Source organism: Rhizobium azibense (genome assembly GCF_004342325.1).
GTDB lineage: Bacteria > Pseudomonadota > Alphaproteobacteria > Rhizobiales > Rhizobiaceae > Rhizobium > Rhizobium etli_B.
Map to the genome: position 1 here is coordinate 349,590 of NZ_SMBJ01000005.1, position 13,991 is coordinate 363,580.

Below are 13,991 nucleotides of genomic sequence, written 5' to 3' on the forward strand. Positions count from 1 at the left end.
TCAATTCCCCGGCAGGTAATCGGAGGCCATCCCCAGGCTCCAGAGGCGCAGAGGGTTCGTCGGGTCCGACAGAAGCTTGATCGTGAAGGCGATGCAAACCGCCACCAGCAGCGGCTTGATGAGCTTGGCGCCGGTGCGCATCGCAAGCCGTGAGCCAACCTGTGCGCCGAAGAACTGACAGACACCCATCATCAGCCCCACCGTCCACAGCGTTGCGCCGAAGGAGGCGAAGACGATGAGCGCGCCGATGTTCGAGCCGAGGTTCAAAAGCTTGGTATGCGCAGTTGCCTTCAGCATGCCGAAACCTGCGAGCGTCACGAAGGACAGCATGAAGAAGGAACCCGTGCCTGGACCGAAAATCCCGTCGTAAAGGCCGATCAACGGCACGAATGTCATGCCGAATAAGAATGGCGTGACGCGGCGGTGGGTATCGAGGTCGTTCAGGTTCGGCTTGAAGGCGAAATAGAGCGCGATCGCGATAAGCAGCACCGGCATGATGGCGCGCAGAACATCGCCGGGCACGATCGTCGCAAGGGCTGCACCGAGCGATCCGCCCATGGCCGCCATCATGGCCATCGGCAGTTGTTCTTGAAGGTTCACATGGCCCTTGCGGGCATAGGCGATCGTCGCGGACGCTGCTCCGAAAACGGATTGCACCTTGTTCGTGCCGAGCGTCTGGAGCGGCGGGATCCCTGCGATCAGCATCGCCGGGACGGTGATGAGCCCACCGCCGCCTGCGATGGCATCGACAAAGCCGGCAAAAAAGCCGGCAAGGCACAGGAGTAGAAGCAGTTGGGGAGCGATATCGGTCAAAGCGGAACTCGAAGGCGGACTGAAGTCCGCGCCATGTTGCATTTCCTGCTTCCGGCTGCAATGGCTGGACAAACACCCATCATTTCAAATAGGGCCGATGACCGGAATCACCTTTGACAATTCACGCCGCCATGTCCTCGGCCTCGGTTGCGAGCGCGGGACGCCGCCTGACGAAGTCATGGCGCTTGCGGCCGAGGTTTTGTCGCTGGGTGGCCTGGTGCCCGATGAACTCGCAGCGATCGCGTCGATCGACGGCCGGGCCGGAGAGCCTGCTATTGTCGAGGCTGCCAGGCATTTCGGCGTACCATTGCTGTTTTTCAGCGCCGCACGCCTTGAGGAAGAGACGCCGCGCCTTAAGAATCCATCCGACATCGTCTTTTCCCAGGTCGGCTGCCACGGCGTTGCCGAGTCCGCTGCGCTTGCCGTTTGCGGCTGCAATGCAGAGCTTGCCGTGCCCAAGATCAAATCTGCGCACGCAACCGCGGCGATCGCCCGCATGCGGTTGCAGAAAGAATAACGGCCGCTATGGTGTCGCCACTTCGCGAGGCGTTTTCCGGCACGCGACGAACAGCATAAAAGGAAAATCTCATGCACAAGGTCATATATGACACGGACCCGGGCGTCGATGACGCCATGGCGCTCCTCTTCCTGCATCGTCACCCCGACATTGATCTGATCGGCATCACCACCGTATTCGGGAATGCCTCGATCGAAGCGACGACGCGCAACGCGCTGTTTTTGAAGCGCGAATGGAATATTCCGGCTCCCGTCGCCAAGGGCGAGGGTACGACGATCGATCCGTCGCGCAAGGAGATCGGCTGGCCGACCCTCGTGCATGGCGACAATGGCCTCGGTAATATCGACGTGCCGGAAACGGTCGATGGGCAGCTCGATCCGCGCCCGGCCTACCGGTTCATCATCGACACCGTGCGCGCCAATCCGGGCGAGGTGACGCTCGTTGCCGTCGGCCGCATGACGAACCTTGCGCTGGCCCTGAAGGAAGATCCGGGGATCGCCAAGCTCGTGAAGGCCGTCGTCATCATGGGCGGCAATTTCTATGTGCCGGGCAATGTCTCGCCGGTCGCAGAAGCCAATATTCACGGCGATCCGGAAGCTGCCGACATCGTCTTGACCGCTCCCTGGAAGGTCGTGGTCATTGGCCTCGACGTGACCGCGGTCACGACTATGAGCCGGCGCTATCTCGCCGCTACCGCCGCAGAGGGCGACAGTGCCGTCAAACTGTTGAACGAACTCTCGCAGTTCTATATCGATTTTTATGCGCACGCCGTCGATGACGGAATGATGGTGCATGACAGCTGCGCCTGCGTCTACGTCGTGGCGCCGGAACTCTTTTCGACCATCACAGGTTCTGTTCGCGTCGTCTGTGGCGGTATTGCCGACGGCCAGACGATCGTGAAGCCGGATGGCCGCCGCTTCCCGCCCGGAGATTGGGACGGCCTGCCGAGCCAGATCGTCTGCACCGGCGTCGAATCGGAAAAGGTGATCGGCCTCGTGCGCGAGACGCTGCTGCGCGCTTGATGAATTGCGGAGCCGGTGTTGTCTCCGCCGGTTCTTGCCGAATCGGATCAATGGGATGGCTTGCTTTGCTTGTGTTCGGATACAACCGATTCCAATATTAAGCCGCTTTCCATCCCCAGCCTGTGGTGGGTCTTCACGGTTGCCGTTGACCTTGCCTGCTGCCGGGCATAGATCACCTGAATGATCGAAAGCGCATTCTCCCATCTGCCGGCGCTGGAGCCGGGGAGCGTCTGGCTCGTCGGCGCCGGGCCGGGTGATCCTGGGCTGCTGACGCTGCTTGCCGCTAAGGCGATGGCGCAAGCCGATACGATCATTCACGACGCGCTGGTGAACGAGGAATGCTTGAGGCTCGCGCGGCCCGATGCCGTTCTCGAATATGCCGGCAAGCGAGGCGGCAAGCCTTCCGCGAATCAGCGGGATATCTCGCTTCGCCTGGTCGAACTTGCGCGCTCAGGCAAACGCGTGCTGCGGCTGAAGGGCGGTGATCCCTTCGTCTTCGGCCGTGGCGGCGAAGAGGCGCTGACGCTGGTCGAGCACAACATCCCGTTCCGCATCGTGCCGGGCATTACGGCCGGGATCGGCGGTCTCGCATATGCCGGCATTCCGGTCACCCATCGCGACATCAACCATGCGGTGACGTTTCTCACAGGCCATGATTCTTCCGGCATCGTGCCGGATGCGATCAATTGGGAGGCAATCGGCCGCGGTTCTCCGGTGATCGTCATCTATATGGCGATGAAGCATATCGCCCAGATCAGCGCCAACCTGATCGCGGCCGGCCGCAATCCGTCGGAGCCGGTCGCCTTCGTATGCAATGCGGCAACCAGCGGGCAGCAGGTTCTTGAAACGACGCTTGGCGAAGCACCGGCCGCCGTCGCGGCCTCCGGGTTGGAGCCGCCTGCAATTTTCGTCGTCGGCGAGGTCGTGAAATTGCGCCCGTCGCTCGATTGGTTGGGTGCTTTGGCAGGGCGCAGGCTGCAGCCTGATCCATTTGGCCGCACGGGCGGGAGGGTGATGGCATGAGCGGCTTGCTGATCGCTGCGCCGTCCTCCGGCTCGGGCAAGACTACGATCACGCTCGGCCTGCTTCGGGCGCTTCGCAATCGCCGTGTTGCGATCGCTCCCGGCAAGGCCGGCCCCGACTATATCGATCCAGCCTTTCATTCCGCCGCCAGCGGCACGCCCTGCCTGAATTTCGACGCCTGGGCCATGCGCCCCGAATTGATTTCCGCCAATGCCGCGCTTCACCGGTCCGGCGATCGCATTCTGGTCATTGAAGCGATGATGGGCCTCTTCGACGGCGCGGCCGACGGCAAGGGGACGGCGGCCGATCTCGCTGCGATGCTTCGCCTGTCGGTCGTGCTCGTTGTCGACGCCTCGCGCATGTCGCATTCGGTCGCGCCGCTCGTCAGCGGCTTTGCGAGCTTCCGCGCCGACGTCCGTATCGCCGGCGTCATTCTCAACAAGGTCGGCAGCGAGCGGCACGAGACGATGCTGCGCCAGGCGCTCGATGCGATCCGCATGCCGGTCATCGCCGTCGTCCGCAGCGACAAGACATTGGCGCTTCCGGAGCGGCATCTGGGCCTCGTCCAGGCTGGCGAGCATCAGGGGCTGGAGGACTTTATCGAGCATGCCGCCGAAGCTGTATCCGACGAGTGCAATTTCGAGTTTCTCCTGCGCACCGCGCGCCAGGGCCTCAATGTTCCCTCGGCGGCGAATATCCATCGGCTGGCGCCGCTCGGAAGCCGGATTGCCGTTGCCCGGGACATCGCCTTTGCCTTTTCCTACGAACATATGCTGCTCGGCTGGCGCCGCCGCGGGGCAACGATTTCCTTCTTCTCGCCACTGGCCGACGAAGCACCCGTTGCCGACGCCGACGCGATCTATCTGCCGGGCGGTTATCCGGAATTGCATGCCGGAGTGATCGCGGGTGCGCAGACGTTCCGCCGGGCGTTGATCGAGGCTGCCAGGCGCGGCACTCGCATTTACGGCGAGTGCGGCGGATACATGGTCCTTGGCGAAGGGCTGATCGATGCTGGCGGCACGCGGCACGAGATGGTCGGCCTGCTGCCGCTTGTCACCAGCTATGAAGAGCGCAGCCGGCATCTGGGCTATCGCCGCGTACAGCCGGTCGACGGGGCATTCTTCGACCATGCCATGACGGCCCATGAATATCATTATTCCACTGTCGTTCGCGAAGGCGAGGCCGACAGGCTCTTCAGGGTGAGCGATGCTCTCGGCATCGGACTCGGCGAAGCCGGCCTTCGCCGCGGCCAGATCGCTGGGTCTTATATGCATCTGATCGACCTTGCTGGAGCCGCCGGATGAGTGTTGCGATCGTGCATGGCGGCGGGATCACGGCCGCCGCGGCTGCCTTTGGCGGAAGGCTGGAGGATTGGCTTGATCTATCGACCGGCATCAATCCGTGCCCGGAGGCGCTGCCGGACATTCCTGCTCAATCCTGGCATCGCCTTCCCGACAGGTACCTGGTGCAGTCTGCCGTTGCCGCTGCCCGCGACTATTACCGCAGCGGCGATCTCCTGCCATTGCCTGTTCCGGGCACACAATCCGTCATCCAGCTTCTGCCCAGACTGATCGAGCCCGGCAGGCCGATCGCGATCGTCTCGCCGACCTATGGCGAATATGAGAAGGCGTTCCGGTCAGCCGGCTTTATCGTGGATGCGGTCGATGCGATCGGGGATGTCGACGACAGGCATGCGCTTGCCGTCGTTGTCAATCCGAACAATCCTGATGGCCAAAGCTATAAGCCGGACGAGCTCGCCGCGCTGCATGACCGGTTAAAAGGGCAGGGCGGCTTGGTCGTCGTCGACGAAGCCTTCGGCGATGCCGAGCCGAATTTAAGTCTCACGCCTCTTGCATCGCGACTTTCAAATCTCGTCATCTTCCGTTCGTTCGGCAAGTTCTTCGGCCTCGCAGGTCTGCGGCTCGGCTTCGTCGTGGCTGCAGGCGATATCCGCGAGCGTTTCGAGGATTGGCTCGGCCCTTGGGCGGTGTCCGGTCCGGCGCTGTCGATCGCCGCGTCCTTGCTGCGGTCGGATACGGCTCCAATCATCCGCAGGATCGCCGAGCGCCAGCATGCCCTGGAAGGCGTGTTGAAAGGTGCCGGTTTGGAAACGGCCGGCGGTACGCGGCTCTTTTCGCTCGTCAAAGACAGCCTCGCAGGCCGCATTCACACGCATCTCTGCCGCCACCATATTCTCGTCCGCAAGTTCGACTATGCGCCGGAATGGCTGCGTTTCGGCCTCGCGCCCGATTTCGCCGCCGACAATAGGCTTGCGGTCGCTTTGGAAAGTTTTGACGGATGACGATCGACGAAAATCTCCTCGTGCTGTTGCTGGCGCTCCTTCTCGACCGGATCGTCGGCGATCCGGATTGGCTGTGGTCGCGGCTGCCGCATCCCGTCGTCCTCTTCGGCAAGGCGATTTCACATTTCGATCGTCAGTTCAACAGCGAGACGCTGACGAAGGCCGAGCGGCGGCTCAACGGCACCGTCTCGATTACGGTGCTGTTGGCCTTCAGCGCTGTCGCAGGCCTCGTGCTGCACTGGTTCTTCGGGCTGTTCGGCTTTGTGGGAATTCTGCTCGAAGTTGCCTGCGTGGCGATCTTCCTGGCGCAGAAGAGCCTTGCGGATCACGTTTCTGCGGTGGCGGAAGCCTTGCGCTGTGAGGGGATCGTCGGCGGCCGCAAGGCCGTGTCCCGCATTGTCGGTCGCGATCCTGAAACGTTGGACGAGCCGGGCATTTGTCGTGCGGCGATCGAAAGCCTGGCCGAAAACTTCTCCGATGGCGTCGTTGCCCCGGCGCTCTGGTATGTCATCCTCGGTCTGCCCGGCCTCTTCATCTACAAGATGCTGAATACCGCCGACTCGATGATCGGACACAAGTCGGACAAGTACATCGATTTCGGCTGGGCCGCAGCTCGCCTCGACGATCTGGCGAATTGGCCGGCCGCCCGTCTTGCCATCCTGCTGATTGCCGCTGGCGCCTGGCTCCGGCGCGGCGCAAGCGCCAGCCGCGAAGCCTTCCAGGTTGCGATCCGCGACGGCGGTCTGCATCGCTCACCGAATTCCGGCCGGCCGGAGGCGGCCATGGCCGGTGCCCTTGGTTTGCAATTGGCAGGTCCGCGGGTCTACGCCGGCATCGTCGTCAGCGAACCGATGATCAACGGCGCAGGCCGCGGCACGGCCACCGTCAGCGACGTCGAGGACGGGATCGCGGTATTCAATGCGAGTTGCATGATAATGGCGATCGCCGTGTTTCTGGCATTCGTCGCTTTGCTTTGACGGTGCCTCGCACGAGTTTCGGCGTTATCCAGACAAGAATGCTGGTCAGTTGATCCGAGCATTTATGCCATTTGCTGTTTCGGCAACAGTTGCGCGCCAAATTTGAAAGCAGATCATGCGAAAGCATTGGCTTTTGAAATGGATTTGCCTATGAGGGGGATAAATTCGTCATTGAAAGAGGTACAGCGCGTGACCGCTACATTCGATAAAGTTGCCGACATCATTGCAGAAACCAGCGAGATCGATCGCGAAACGATCACGCCGGAGAGCCATACGATCGACGACCTCGGTATCGATAGCCTCGACTTCCTCGATATCGTTTTCGCCATCGACAAGGAATTCGGCATCAAGATCCCGCTTGAAAAGTGGACGCAGGAAGTCAACGAGGGGAAAGTTTCCACCGAGGAATATTTTGTGCTGAAGAACCTCTGTGCCAAGATCGATGAGCTTCGCGCCGCCAAGGCCTGAGCGACACAGCTGTCTTTTTTCTCCGCCCTGCCTCTGCGATCAGTAGCGGCCGGGCGGTTTTGTTCCTAACTAGGCGTATCCGGCGCTCGCTTTCTCGCCGGGCCGGAGGATCCGATGCTGCTGGAATATTTCCAGATGATTGACCGCGTGGAAGCGGTCGACCTCGAAAAGGGTATGCTCAAGGCGCGTTCCGTCGTGCCGGCGAAAAGCCCCGTTTTCGAAGGCCATTTTCCGGGTATGCCGCTCGTTCCGGGCGTGCTCCTCATCGAAACCATGGCGCAGGCCTCCGGCATGCTGGTGCTGGCAGCGACTGATTTCGCCGCGATGCCGTTCCTGATGTCGGTGGATGGCGCCAAGATGCGCACCTTCGTCGAACCAGAGGCGGTTCTCGACATTGAGGCGTTTCTGGAGCATGACGGGTCCGGCTTTGCCGTGACCAAGGCAAAGATCACGAGCGGCGGCAAGAAGGTCTGCGATGCGCAGTTGAAGTTGCGCACCATGCCCTTCAGCGAGGTTCCGCTCGGCGAAATCGTGAAAAAGCGCGCGGGCGAGGTCGGCCTGATGGATGCGATCGCTGCGCAGGGAGTAAAGGGATGAGCAAGGCTCAAAATGATGTCCTCATCACCGGTGTCGGTATCGTCACCTGTCAGGGCGTCGGCAGGGATGCGCATGTCGCGCTCTTGACGGCAGGCCGCGCGCCGGAGCCGATCATCGAGACCGAGAAATTCAAGCCCTATCCGGTGCATCCGCTGCCGGATATCGACTGGTCGCAACAGATCGCCAAGCGCGGGGATCAGCGCCAGATGGAAAACTGGCAGCGCATCGGCGTCTTTGCCGCCGGCCTGGCGCTCGATGACGCGGGCTTCAAGGACAATGCCGAAACCTGCGGCAGTATGGACATGATCGTGGCCGCTGGCGGCGGCGAGCGTGACATCAACGTCGATACGCTGATCGTCGACGAGGGCCTGAAGCGCAATGATCGCGAGCTCTTACTCAACGAGAAGCTGACTACGGAGCTGCGCCCGACGCTCTTCCTGGCTCAGCTTTCCAACCTCCTCGCCGGCAATATCTCGATCGTCCATAAGGTCACCGGTTCCTCGCGGACGTTCATGGGCGAGGAGGCTGCAGGCATCTCCGCCGTCGAAACGGCGTTCTACCGGATCAAGTCGGGCGAATCCTCGCATGCGCTCGTCGGCGGCGCCTTTGCCGCCGAGCGTCAGGACATGATCCTGCTGCCCGAATCGATCGGCGCTCATCTGCAGGGCAAATGGGTACCGCTTTGGTCGCGCAAGGATGCCGAAGGTGGCGGCATGATCCTCGGTTCGGCCGGAGCGTTTGTCGTCCTGGAATCGCGCAAGCACGCGGAAGCGCGGGGCGCGCATGTCTATGCCACGATCGATTCCATCGAAGGCGACCGCGGTAACCGGAATGCCGGGAAATTTGAGGCTCGTCTCGGGCGCTTGCTGCAGCCGGCCAAGAAGCTTGCGCCGGAAAACACTGCGATTTTCTCCGGCTCGACCGGCATGCATGACCTGGCAGAGCGCGAGAAGGCGGTTCTGGAGCATGAGCTTCCGGGCGCGGCCGTCCGCGGCTTCGGCGGCGTGTCCGGCCATGCGATCGAAGCGCAGTTTACCGTTGGACTTGCTTTTGCGGCACTTGCCGTCGACAGCAAAGCGAAGGTGCCGCCTTTCGACGTCGCGCACGAAAAACCGATGAGCGCCGGTACGACGGCCGCGGTCGTCACCGCAGTCGGCCACCAACGCGGCGAGGGTGTCGCCGTTCTTTCCGCGGATGCGTGAGGAGTGAGCAAATGACAGAAGCGACTTACAAGGATCATCTCGGCCGCCCGATCGTCGCGGTCACCGGTATGGGAATCATTACCTCGCTCGGCCAGGGGCTCAAGGACAACTGGGTGGCGCTGACGTCCGGCACTTCCGGGATCCACGCCATCACGCGCTTTCCGACCGACGGGCTCTCGACGCGCATTGCCGGCACTGTCGATTTCATCGACATCCCGGTCCCCAACGCCGTTGAGCGCTCCTACGCTTTTGCCCGCGAAACGACGATCGAAGCCCTTTCCGTTGCCGGTATCTCCGGCGATTTCAACGGTCCGCTTTTTCTCGCCGCGCCGCCGATCGAGCCGGAATGGAGTGCCCGCTTCGATCTCGCCGACCGTTCGCCTCCCTCCGACCATCCTGGCGATGCCTACGAGCGGTTCCTGGCCGCCATGCGCAAGCGCACGGATTCCGCCTTCCATGAAGCAGCACTGTTCGGCGCGATCTCCGAGCGCCTGGCCGACCGTTTCGGCACGCGCGGGCTGCCGGTGACCCTTTCGACCGCCTGTGCTTCTGGCGCCACCGCGATCCAGCTCGGCATCGAAGCGATCCGCCAGGGGCGTACCAATCGCGCCCTTGCTGTTGCGACCGATGGTTCGCTGAGCGCCGAAGCGCTCATCCGCTTTTCTCTGCTTTCCGCGCTGTCGACGCAAAACGATCCGCCGACGAAGGCTTCCAAGCCCTTCAGCAAGGATCGCGACGGTTTCGTCATCGCCGAGGGTGCAGCGACGCTGGTCCTCGAATCGTTGGAAGCGGCCGTCGCGCGTGGCGCCAAGGTGCTCGGCATCATGAAGGGCGCAGGTGAAAAGGCCGACTCCTTCCATCGCACCCGTTCGTCGCCCGACGGCGGCCCGGCGATCGCCACGATCCGTGCCGCCCTCATCGATGCCGGCATCGAAGAGAGCGGCATCGGCTACATCAATGCTCACGGCACTTCGACGCCGGAAAACGACAAGATGGAATATGGCTCGATGCTTGCCGTCTTCGGCGAGCGCATGGCCTCCATTCCGCTGTCCTCCAACAAATCGATGATCGGCCATACGCTGACGGCTGCTGGTGCGGTCGAAGCGGTGTTCTCGCTGCAGACCATGCTCACCGGCACGCTGCCGCCGACGATCAACTACAACAATCCGGATCCATCTATCGTTCTCGATGTCGTACCGAACAGGAAGCGCGAACAGCAGGTTTCCGCCGTGCTTTCGAACTCTTTCGGCTTCGGCGGCCAGAACGCCAGTCTTGTCATGGCGCTCGAACCGGCTTAAGCGGTTGCCGACAAAACAAGAGAGACAAGACGCCTTCGAGGCGAGAGGTTTTTTATGCGCGCATTGCAACTGATCGATGACCGCAAGCTGGAGATCACCGATCTGCCGGAACCGGATGCCCCGGCTGCAGGTGAGGTGACGCTGCGCGTAAAGGCAGTAGCCCTCAACCATATCGACGTCTGGGGCTGGCGCGGCATGGCATTTGCCAAGCGCAAGATGCCGCTCGTCATCGGCGCGGAGGCCTCGGGCGTCGTGGAGGCGATCGGCCCGGGCGTCGCGCACGTCTTGCCCGGCCAGTTGGTGGCAATCTACGGCGCGCGCACTTGCGGTCTCTGCCGTTCGTGCCGCGAAGGCCGAGACAATCTCTGCGAGCACGTCTCTGGCGTCCATGGTTTCCATCTTGACGGCTTTGCTCAGGAGAAGGTGAACCTTCCGGCCCGCCTGCTCGTTCCGGCACCGCCCGGCGTCGATGCCACCGGCGCGGCTCTGGCGCCCGTCACCTTCGGGACGGTCGAGCACATGCTCTTCGACAATGCCAAGCTTGAGCCCGGCGAGACGATCCTCGTGCATGCCGGCGGTTCGGGCATCGGTACGGCGGCGATCCAGCTCGCCAAGAAGATCGGCTGCACGGTGATCACTACCGTCGGCTCGGACGACAAGATCGAGAAGGCCATGGCGCTCGGCGCCGATCACGTCATCAACTACCGCACGGATCGCTTCGAGGGCGTGGTGCGCAAGCTCACGAAAAAGAAGGGCGTCGATGTCGTCTTCGAACACGTGGGCAAGGATACCTGGGCGGGCTCGATGCTATGCATGAAACGCGGCGGCCGCCTCGTCACCTGCGGCTCGACGTCTGGCGTTTCCACCGACATGAACCTGATGATGCTCTTCCAGCAGCAGCTGAAGCTACTGGGCTCCTTCGGCTGCCGTATGGAGAATATGGCGAATGCCATGCAGAAGATGGGACGTGGCCTCGTTCATCCGGTCATCGACACGGAAGTCGGCTTTAACGATATCGACCGCGCGCTCGAACGCATGGAATCCCGCCAGATCTTCGGCAAGATCATCCTGAAGATGGACTGAACCGGTGAAGCTCTTCCTCACCCGGATCTTTCTGAAGCTCGAGCATTTCCGCCAGTGGCTGATCGCTCAGCTGGCCTTCGGCTTCATGAATTTTCTGAAGCTGTTTCCTGCAGATAGCGCGATCGGATTTGCTGATTGGCTGACCCGCAAGATCGGTCCGCACACATCGCGCCACAAGCTGATGCTCTTCAACCTGCGCAATGCCTTCCCTGAGAAAGGAGAGGCGGAGCTAGAAGAGATCGCCTTGGCGAGTTGGGGCAATATGGGCAGGCTCGCCGCCGAATATGTCTTTCTGGATCGTTTGTTCGATTTCGACCCGCAAAGGACAGGACCGGGCAGGGTGGAAGTCTCCGGAATCCCAATCTTCCTCGACCTGCGGGACAATCCCCGGCCGTTCATCGTCTTTACGGCGCATACCGGCAACTTCGAACTCCTGCCCGTCAGCGGCGCTGCCTTCGGTCTGCATGTGACGGTTCTCTTCCGTCCACCGAACAATCCTTATGTCGCCCAGAAGGTCTTCGATTTCCGCAGCGCCCGCATGGGCAAGCTCGTACCGTCGCATGCAGGCTCATCCTTTGCACTTGCGCGTCAGCTCGAAGCCGGACAGGGTGTCGGCGTTCTCGTCGATCAGAAGTTCCGCAAAGGGCTGAAGACCACTTTTTTCGGCCTGGACACGAAGACGAATCCTCTCTTGCCGAAACTCGTCCGCCAGTTCAACTGCGAGGTTTATCCCGCGCGCTGCATCCGCCTTCCCGGCAACCGCTATCGGCTGGAAATCGAGCCGAAGCTGGACATGCCGCGCGACGAGAAGGGCAATCTCGACCTGAAAGCGACCGCGCAGATGCTGAACGACAAGGTCGAAAGCTGGGTGCGGGAATACCCGGCCCAATGGCTCTGGTACCACGACCGTTGGAAGGTAAAGCACGAAGTTCTTAAGTGAAGGGCTTTCAACCTCTCATATCTCATCCACTAAAACCGTGACGTTCACGTTGAACGTGAATCCTGATCATGTTATCCGTCGCTACTAGGGCGAGTAACGGGATTCACGTACGTGTCATGTGCGTTGAATTCCGCCAAAGCGGGGAGAATATGTGTCCTTTGTAGAACAAGGGATCTGGAGGCGCCTTGCGCGAACTTTTGCAAGCTTTCTCATCACGCTGCTCGCAGATCGAAGAGGCAATTCGTCTTGGTGACGATCGGCGCGTTGCAACTCTTGACCGCGGTCTCGATCTTTTGGTCGAGGTCATTGTGGGCCATCAGGCCGCCAACCTGATGGAGATGTACGCGCAGCTTCAGTTTGTCGGCTATCTGCTGCAGCAGGATGCCGATGATGCTGCCAGTGTCAGCCATCACTCAACCGTGCTCCTATCGCTTTTGGAGCGTTATTTCGGCGCGCTTCCGCGTGCCGATTTCGCCTTGCCGCGGGCTTTGCCTCAACCTGCACCGAAAGCCGGTGTGCCCGACGTCGACATCGGGAATTTTCTGAATTCGGCAATTCTCGAGACGCTTCCGGATCGTGTCGCCGTGCTCACGCGCGACTACCGCTATCTTTATTCCAACACGCTGAACTGTGCGTATCTCGGGCAAACGCCGATCGACATGATCGGCCGCCATGTCATGGAATTCGTCGGCGAGGAACAGTTCGTTGCACAAGCGAAAGCCAACTTCGACGCCTGCTTTGCGGGGCAGCATGTCGAATACCACTATGAACAGCGCGGTGAAAGCAGGCGCACGCGTTGCCGCATGTCGCCGTTGCGCGATCTGTCCGGGCAGGTTCTAGGTGCGCTTGTCGTACTGGAAGCTGTCGGTGCGGCAGCGATCTCCACAATCGCTGCCTAGGTTCCCGCCTTAAGTCTTGCTCCATACGGCAAGTTCATAGGCGTCCTTGTCAAGAAAATGAAAGCGTCGGCCGCCGGGAAAGGCGGTGATCGGCTTTACGATCTTGCCTCCGGCGTGTTCGACCTTCTCCAGCGCTTCCTCAAGCTTGTCGGCGTAGAGGATCACAAGCGGGCCACCACCCGGGCGCGGCGGTTGGTTGTTTGTGAAGCCGCCCGTCAGGCGGCCGTCATTGAATTCGCAATAGCTGGGGCCGTAGTCGGTGAAACTCCAACCGAATGCGCGACCATAGAAGGCCTTCGCCGCGGCTATGTCGGCGACGTTGAATTCAATGTAGTCGATCTTCAGGTCGTCTCCTTTTTCCATCGCTTACATCTCCATCAGTGATTTCAAGGCGCCGAGGTCCTTCTGCACATGGGCGGCATCAGCGGCGAACTGGTCGTCCGTCATGCCCGGCTGTTTCAACATCATGAACATCACCTCGCAGCCGTCGCCGTTCGGCACGATTCGCAGCGCGTTGTAGACCCGTAGTCCGCTTTCGATCGTTACCGTATGGTCGATGATGCCGAATTCGTTGTGGGGGACGAAGCTCACTCGCACCGTTCCGAGAGGACCGTGCGCGATCCAGTCGCTTCCTTCCGGTTCCAGGCCGGAAGCCAGCCCCGAGGCCCAGAGCGACATGTTTTCCGGCTTGCCGGCAAAGTCGTAGACCTCCTTCCAGTACCGATTGATCGAGCAGTGAAGAATTTTGGCAGGCATGGTGCTCATCGGATTTTCCTTGGTGTTCCCTCTGCCGACAATAGCAGACAGGAAGGCCCCTGTTGAAGGAAACGGCCGCTCAGCCTTTGAACTG

16 protein-coding genes are annotated in these 13,991 nt (G+C 61.2%); 13 read left to right on the top strand and 3 right to left on the bottom strand.

What is annotated here, in order from left to right:
* Window positions 1–813: a TSUP family transporter gene (locus EV130_RS14935; RefSeq protein ID WP_074063204.1), complete on the bottom strand. Its 813-nt coding sequence runs from the start codon at window positions 811–813 to the stop codon at window positions 1–3.
* Window positions 814–910: 97 nt separating this feature from the next.
* Between EV130_RS14935 and EV130_RS14940 the strand changes: the two genes are divergently transcribed.
* From EV130_RS14940 to EV130_RS15000, 13 genes are all read left to right on the top strand, one after another.
* Window positions 911–1,330, top strand: coding sequence for a cobalamin biosynthesis protein (locus EV130_RS14940; RefSeq protein WP_074061565.1), 420 nt, complete (start codon window positions 911–913; stop codon window positions 1,328–1,330).
* Window positions 1,331–1,401: 71 nt separating this feature from the next.
* Window positions 1,402–2,352, top strand: coding sequence for a nucleoside hydrolase (locus EV130_RS14945; RefSeq protein ID WP_132660684.1), 951 nt, complete (start codon window positions 1,402–1,404; stop codon window positions 2,350–2,352).
* A 180-nt stretch (window positions 2,353–2,532) separates the two neighbouring features.
* Complete coding sequence (cobA, locus tag EV130_RS14950) at window positions 2,533–3,375, top strand: uroporphyrinogen-III C-methyltransferase (protein WP_074061563.1); 843 nt, start codon at window positions 2,533–2,535, stop codon at window positions 3,373–3,375.
* The gene (locus tag EV130_RS14955) at window positions 3,372–4,679 is read left to right on the top strand and encodes a cobyrinic acid a,c-diamide synthase CobB (protein WP_132660686.1); all 1,308 of its coding nucleotides are present in this window, start codon (window positions 3,372–3,374) and stop codon (window positions 4,677–4,679) included. The genes cobA and EV130_RS14955 overlap by 4 nt, the downstream gene beginning before the upstream one ends.
* Window positions 4,676–5,677, top strand: coding sequence for a threonine-phosphate decarboxylase CobD (gene cobD, locus EV130_RS14960; protein WP_074061561.1), 1,002 nt, complete (start codon window positions 4,676–4,678; stop codon window positions 5,675–5,677). The genes EV130_RS14955 and cobD overlap by 4 nt, the downstream gene beginning before the upstream one ends.
* Window positions 5,674–6,654 carry an adenosylcobinamide-phosphate synthase CbiB gene (gene cbiB / locus EV130_RS14965; RefSeq protein WP_074061560.1) on the top strand — a complete coding sequence of 327 codons (981 nt, stop codon included), beginning with the start codon at window positions 5,674–5,676 and terminating at the stop codon, window positions 6,652–6,654. The genes cobD and cbiB overlap by 4 nt, the downstream gene beginning before the upstream one ends.
* A gap of 150 nt (window positions 6,655–6,804) precedes the next feature.
* Complete coding sequence (locus EV130_RS14970) at window positions 6,805–7,122, top strand: acyl carrier protein (RefSeq protein WP_022715027.1); 318 nt, start codon at window positions 6,805–6,807, stop codon at window positions 7,120–7,122.
* 114 nt (window positions 7,123–7,236) lie between these two features.
* The gene (locus tag EV130_RS14975; protein WP_074061559.1) at window positions 7,237–7,719 is read left to right on the top strand and encodes a 3-hydroxyacyl-ACP dehydratase FabZ family protein; all 483 of its coding nucleotides are present in this window, start codon (window positions 7,237–7,239) and stop codon (window positions 7,717–7,719) included.
* Entirely contained in the window at window positions 7,716–8,921 is a 1,206-nt protein-coding gene (locus tag EV130_RS14980) for a beta-ketoacyl-ACP synthase (protein ID WP_074061558.1), read from the top strand. The genes EV130_RS14975 and EV130_RS14980 overlap by 4 nt, the downstream gene beginning before the upstream one ends.
* A gap of 11 nt (window positions 8,922–8,932) precedes the next feature.
* Window positions 8,933–10,219 (top strand): beta-ketoacyl-ACP synthase, encoded by a 1,287-nt coding sequence (locus EV130_RS14985; protein WP_074061557.1) that lies wholly within the window; start codon window positions 8,933–8,935, stop codon window positions 10,217–10,219.
* A 54-nt stretch (window positions 10,220–10,273) separates the two neighbouring features.
* The gene (locus tag EV130_RS14990) at window positions 10,274–11,302 is read left to right on the top strand and encodes a zinc-binding dehydrogenase (protein ID WP_074061556.1); all 1,029 of its coding nucleotides are present in this window, start codon (window positions 10,274–10,276) and stop codon (window positions 11,300–11,302) included.
* A gap of 4 nt (window positions 11,303–11,306) precedes the next feature.
* Complete coding sequence (locus EV130_RS14995) at window positions 11,307–12,242, top strand: lipid A biosynthesis lauroyl acyltransferase (RefSeq protein ID WP_132660688.1); 936 nt, start codon at window positions 11,307–11,309, stop codon at window positions 12,240–12,242.
* A 185-nt stretch (window positions 12,243–12,427) separates the two neighbouring features.
* The gene (locus EV130_RS15000) at window positions 12,428–13,141 is read left to right on the top strand and encodes a PAS domain-containing protein (RefSeq protein ID WP_132660690.1); all 714 of its coding nucleotides are present in this window, start codon (window positions 12,428–12,430) and stop codon (window positions 13,139–13,141) included.
* A 9-nt stretch (window positions 13,142–13,150) separates the two neighbouring features.
* Here the strand turns inward: EV130_RS15000 and EV130_RS15005 are convergent, their stop codons facing one another.
* Both EV130_RS15005 and EV130_RS15010 read right to left on the bottom strand, forming a co-directional pair.
* A complete protein-coding gene (locus EV130_RS15005; protein ID WP_074061554.1) occupies window positions 13,151–13,504 on the bottom strand; it encodes a VOC family protein in 354 nt (117 codons plus the stop codon).
* 3 nt (window positions 13,505–13,507) lie between these two features.
* On the bottom strand, window positions 13,508–13,906 hold the full coding sequence (locus EV130_RS15010; RefSeq protein ID WP_074061553.1) for an SRPBCC family protein: 399 nt from the start codon (window positions 13,904–13,906) through the stop codon (window positions 13,508–13,510).
* Between the last annotated feature and the right edge of the window lie 85 nt (window positions 13,907–13,991).

What these genes read in the sequence shown, in the direction of transcription:
- cobD (WP_074061561.1), top strand. Translation starts at nt 4,676, where the DNA reads ATGAGTGTTGCGATCGTGCATGGCGGCGGGATCACGGCCGCCGCGGCT.
- EV130_RS14970 (WP_022715027.1), top strand. Translation starts at nt 6,805, where the DNA reads ATGAGGGGGATAAATTCGTCATTGAAAGAGGTACAGCGCGTGACCGCT.
- cobA (WP_074061563.1), top strand. Translation starts at nt 2,533, where the DNA reads ATGATCGAAAGCGCATTCTCCCATCTGCCGGCGCTGGAGCCGGGGAGC.
- EV130_RS15005 (WP_074061554.1), bottom strand. Translation starts at nt 13,504, where the DNA reads ATGGAAAAAGGAGACGACCTGAAGATCGACTACATTGAATTCAACGTC.
- EV130_RS14955 (WP_132660686.1), top strand. Translation starts at nt 3,372, where the DNA reads ATGAGCGGCTTGCTGATCGCTGCGCCGTCCTCCGGCTCGGGCAAGACT.
- EV130_RS14990 (WP_074061556.1), top strand. Translation starts at nt 10,274, where the DNA reads ATGCGCGCATTGCAACTGATCGATGACCGCAAGCTGGAGATCACCGAT.
- cbiB (WP_074061560.1), top strand. Translation starts at nt 5,674, where the DNA reads ATGACGATCGACGAAAATCTCCTCGTGCTGTTGCTGGCGCTCCTTCTC.
- EV130_RS14940 (WP_074061565.1), top strand. Translation starts at nt 911, where the DNA reads ATGACCGGAATCACCTTTGACAATTCACGCCGCCATGTCCTCGGCCTC.
- EV130_RS14980 (WP_074061558.1), top strand. Translation starts at nt 7,716, where the DNA reads ATGAGCAAGGCTCAAAATGATGTCCTCATCACCGGTGTCGGTATCGTC.
- EV130_RS15010 (WP_074061553.1), bottom strand. Translation starts at nt 13,906, where the DNA reads ATGAGCACCATGCCTGCCAAAATTCTTCACTGCTCGATCAATCGGTAC.
- EV130_RS14975 (WP_074061559.1), top strand. Translation starts at nt 7,237, where the DNA reads ATGCTGCTGGAATATTTCCAGATGATTGACCGCGTGGAAGCGGTCGAC.
- EV130_RS14985 (WP_074061557.1), top strand. Translation starts at nt 8,933, where the DNA reads ATGACAGAAGCGACTTACAAGGATCATCTCGGCCGCCCGATCGTCGCG.
- EV130_RS14945 (WP_132660684.1), top strand. Translation starts at nt 1,402, where the DNA reads ATGCACAAGGTCATATATGACACGGACCCGGGCGTCGATGACGCCATG.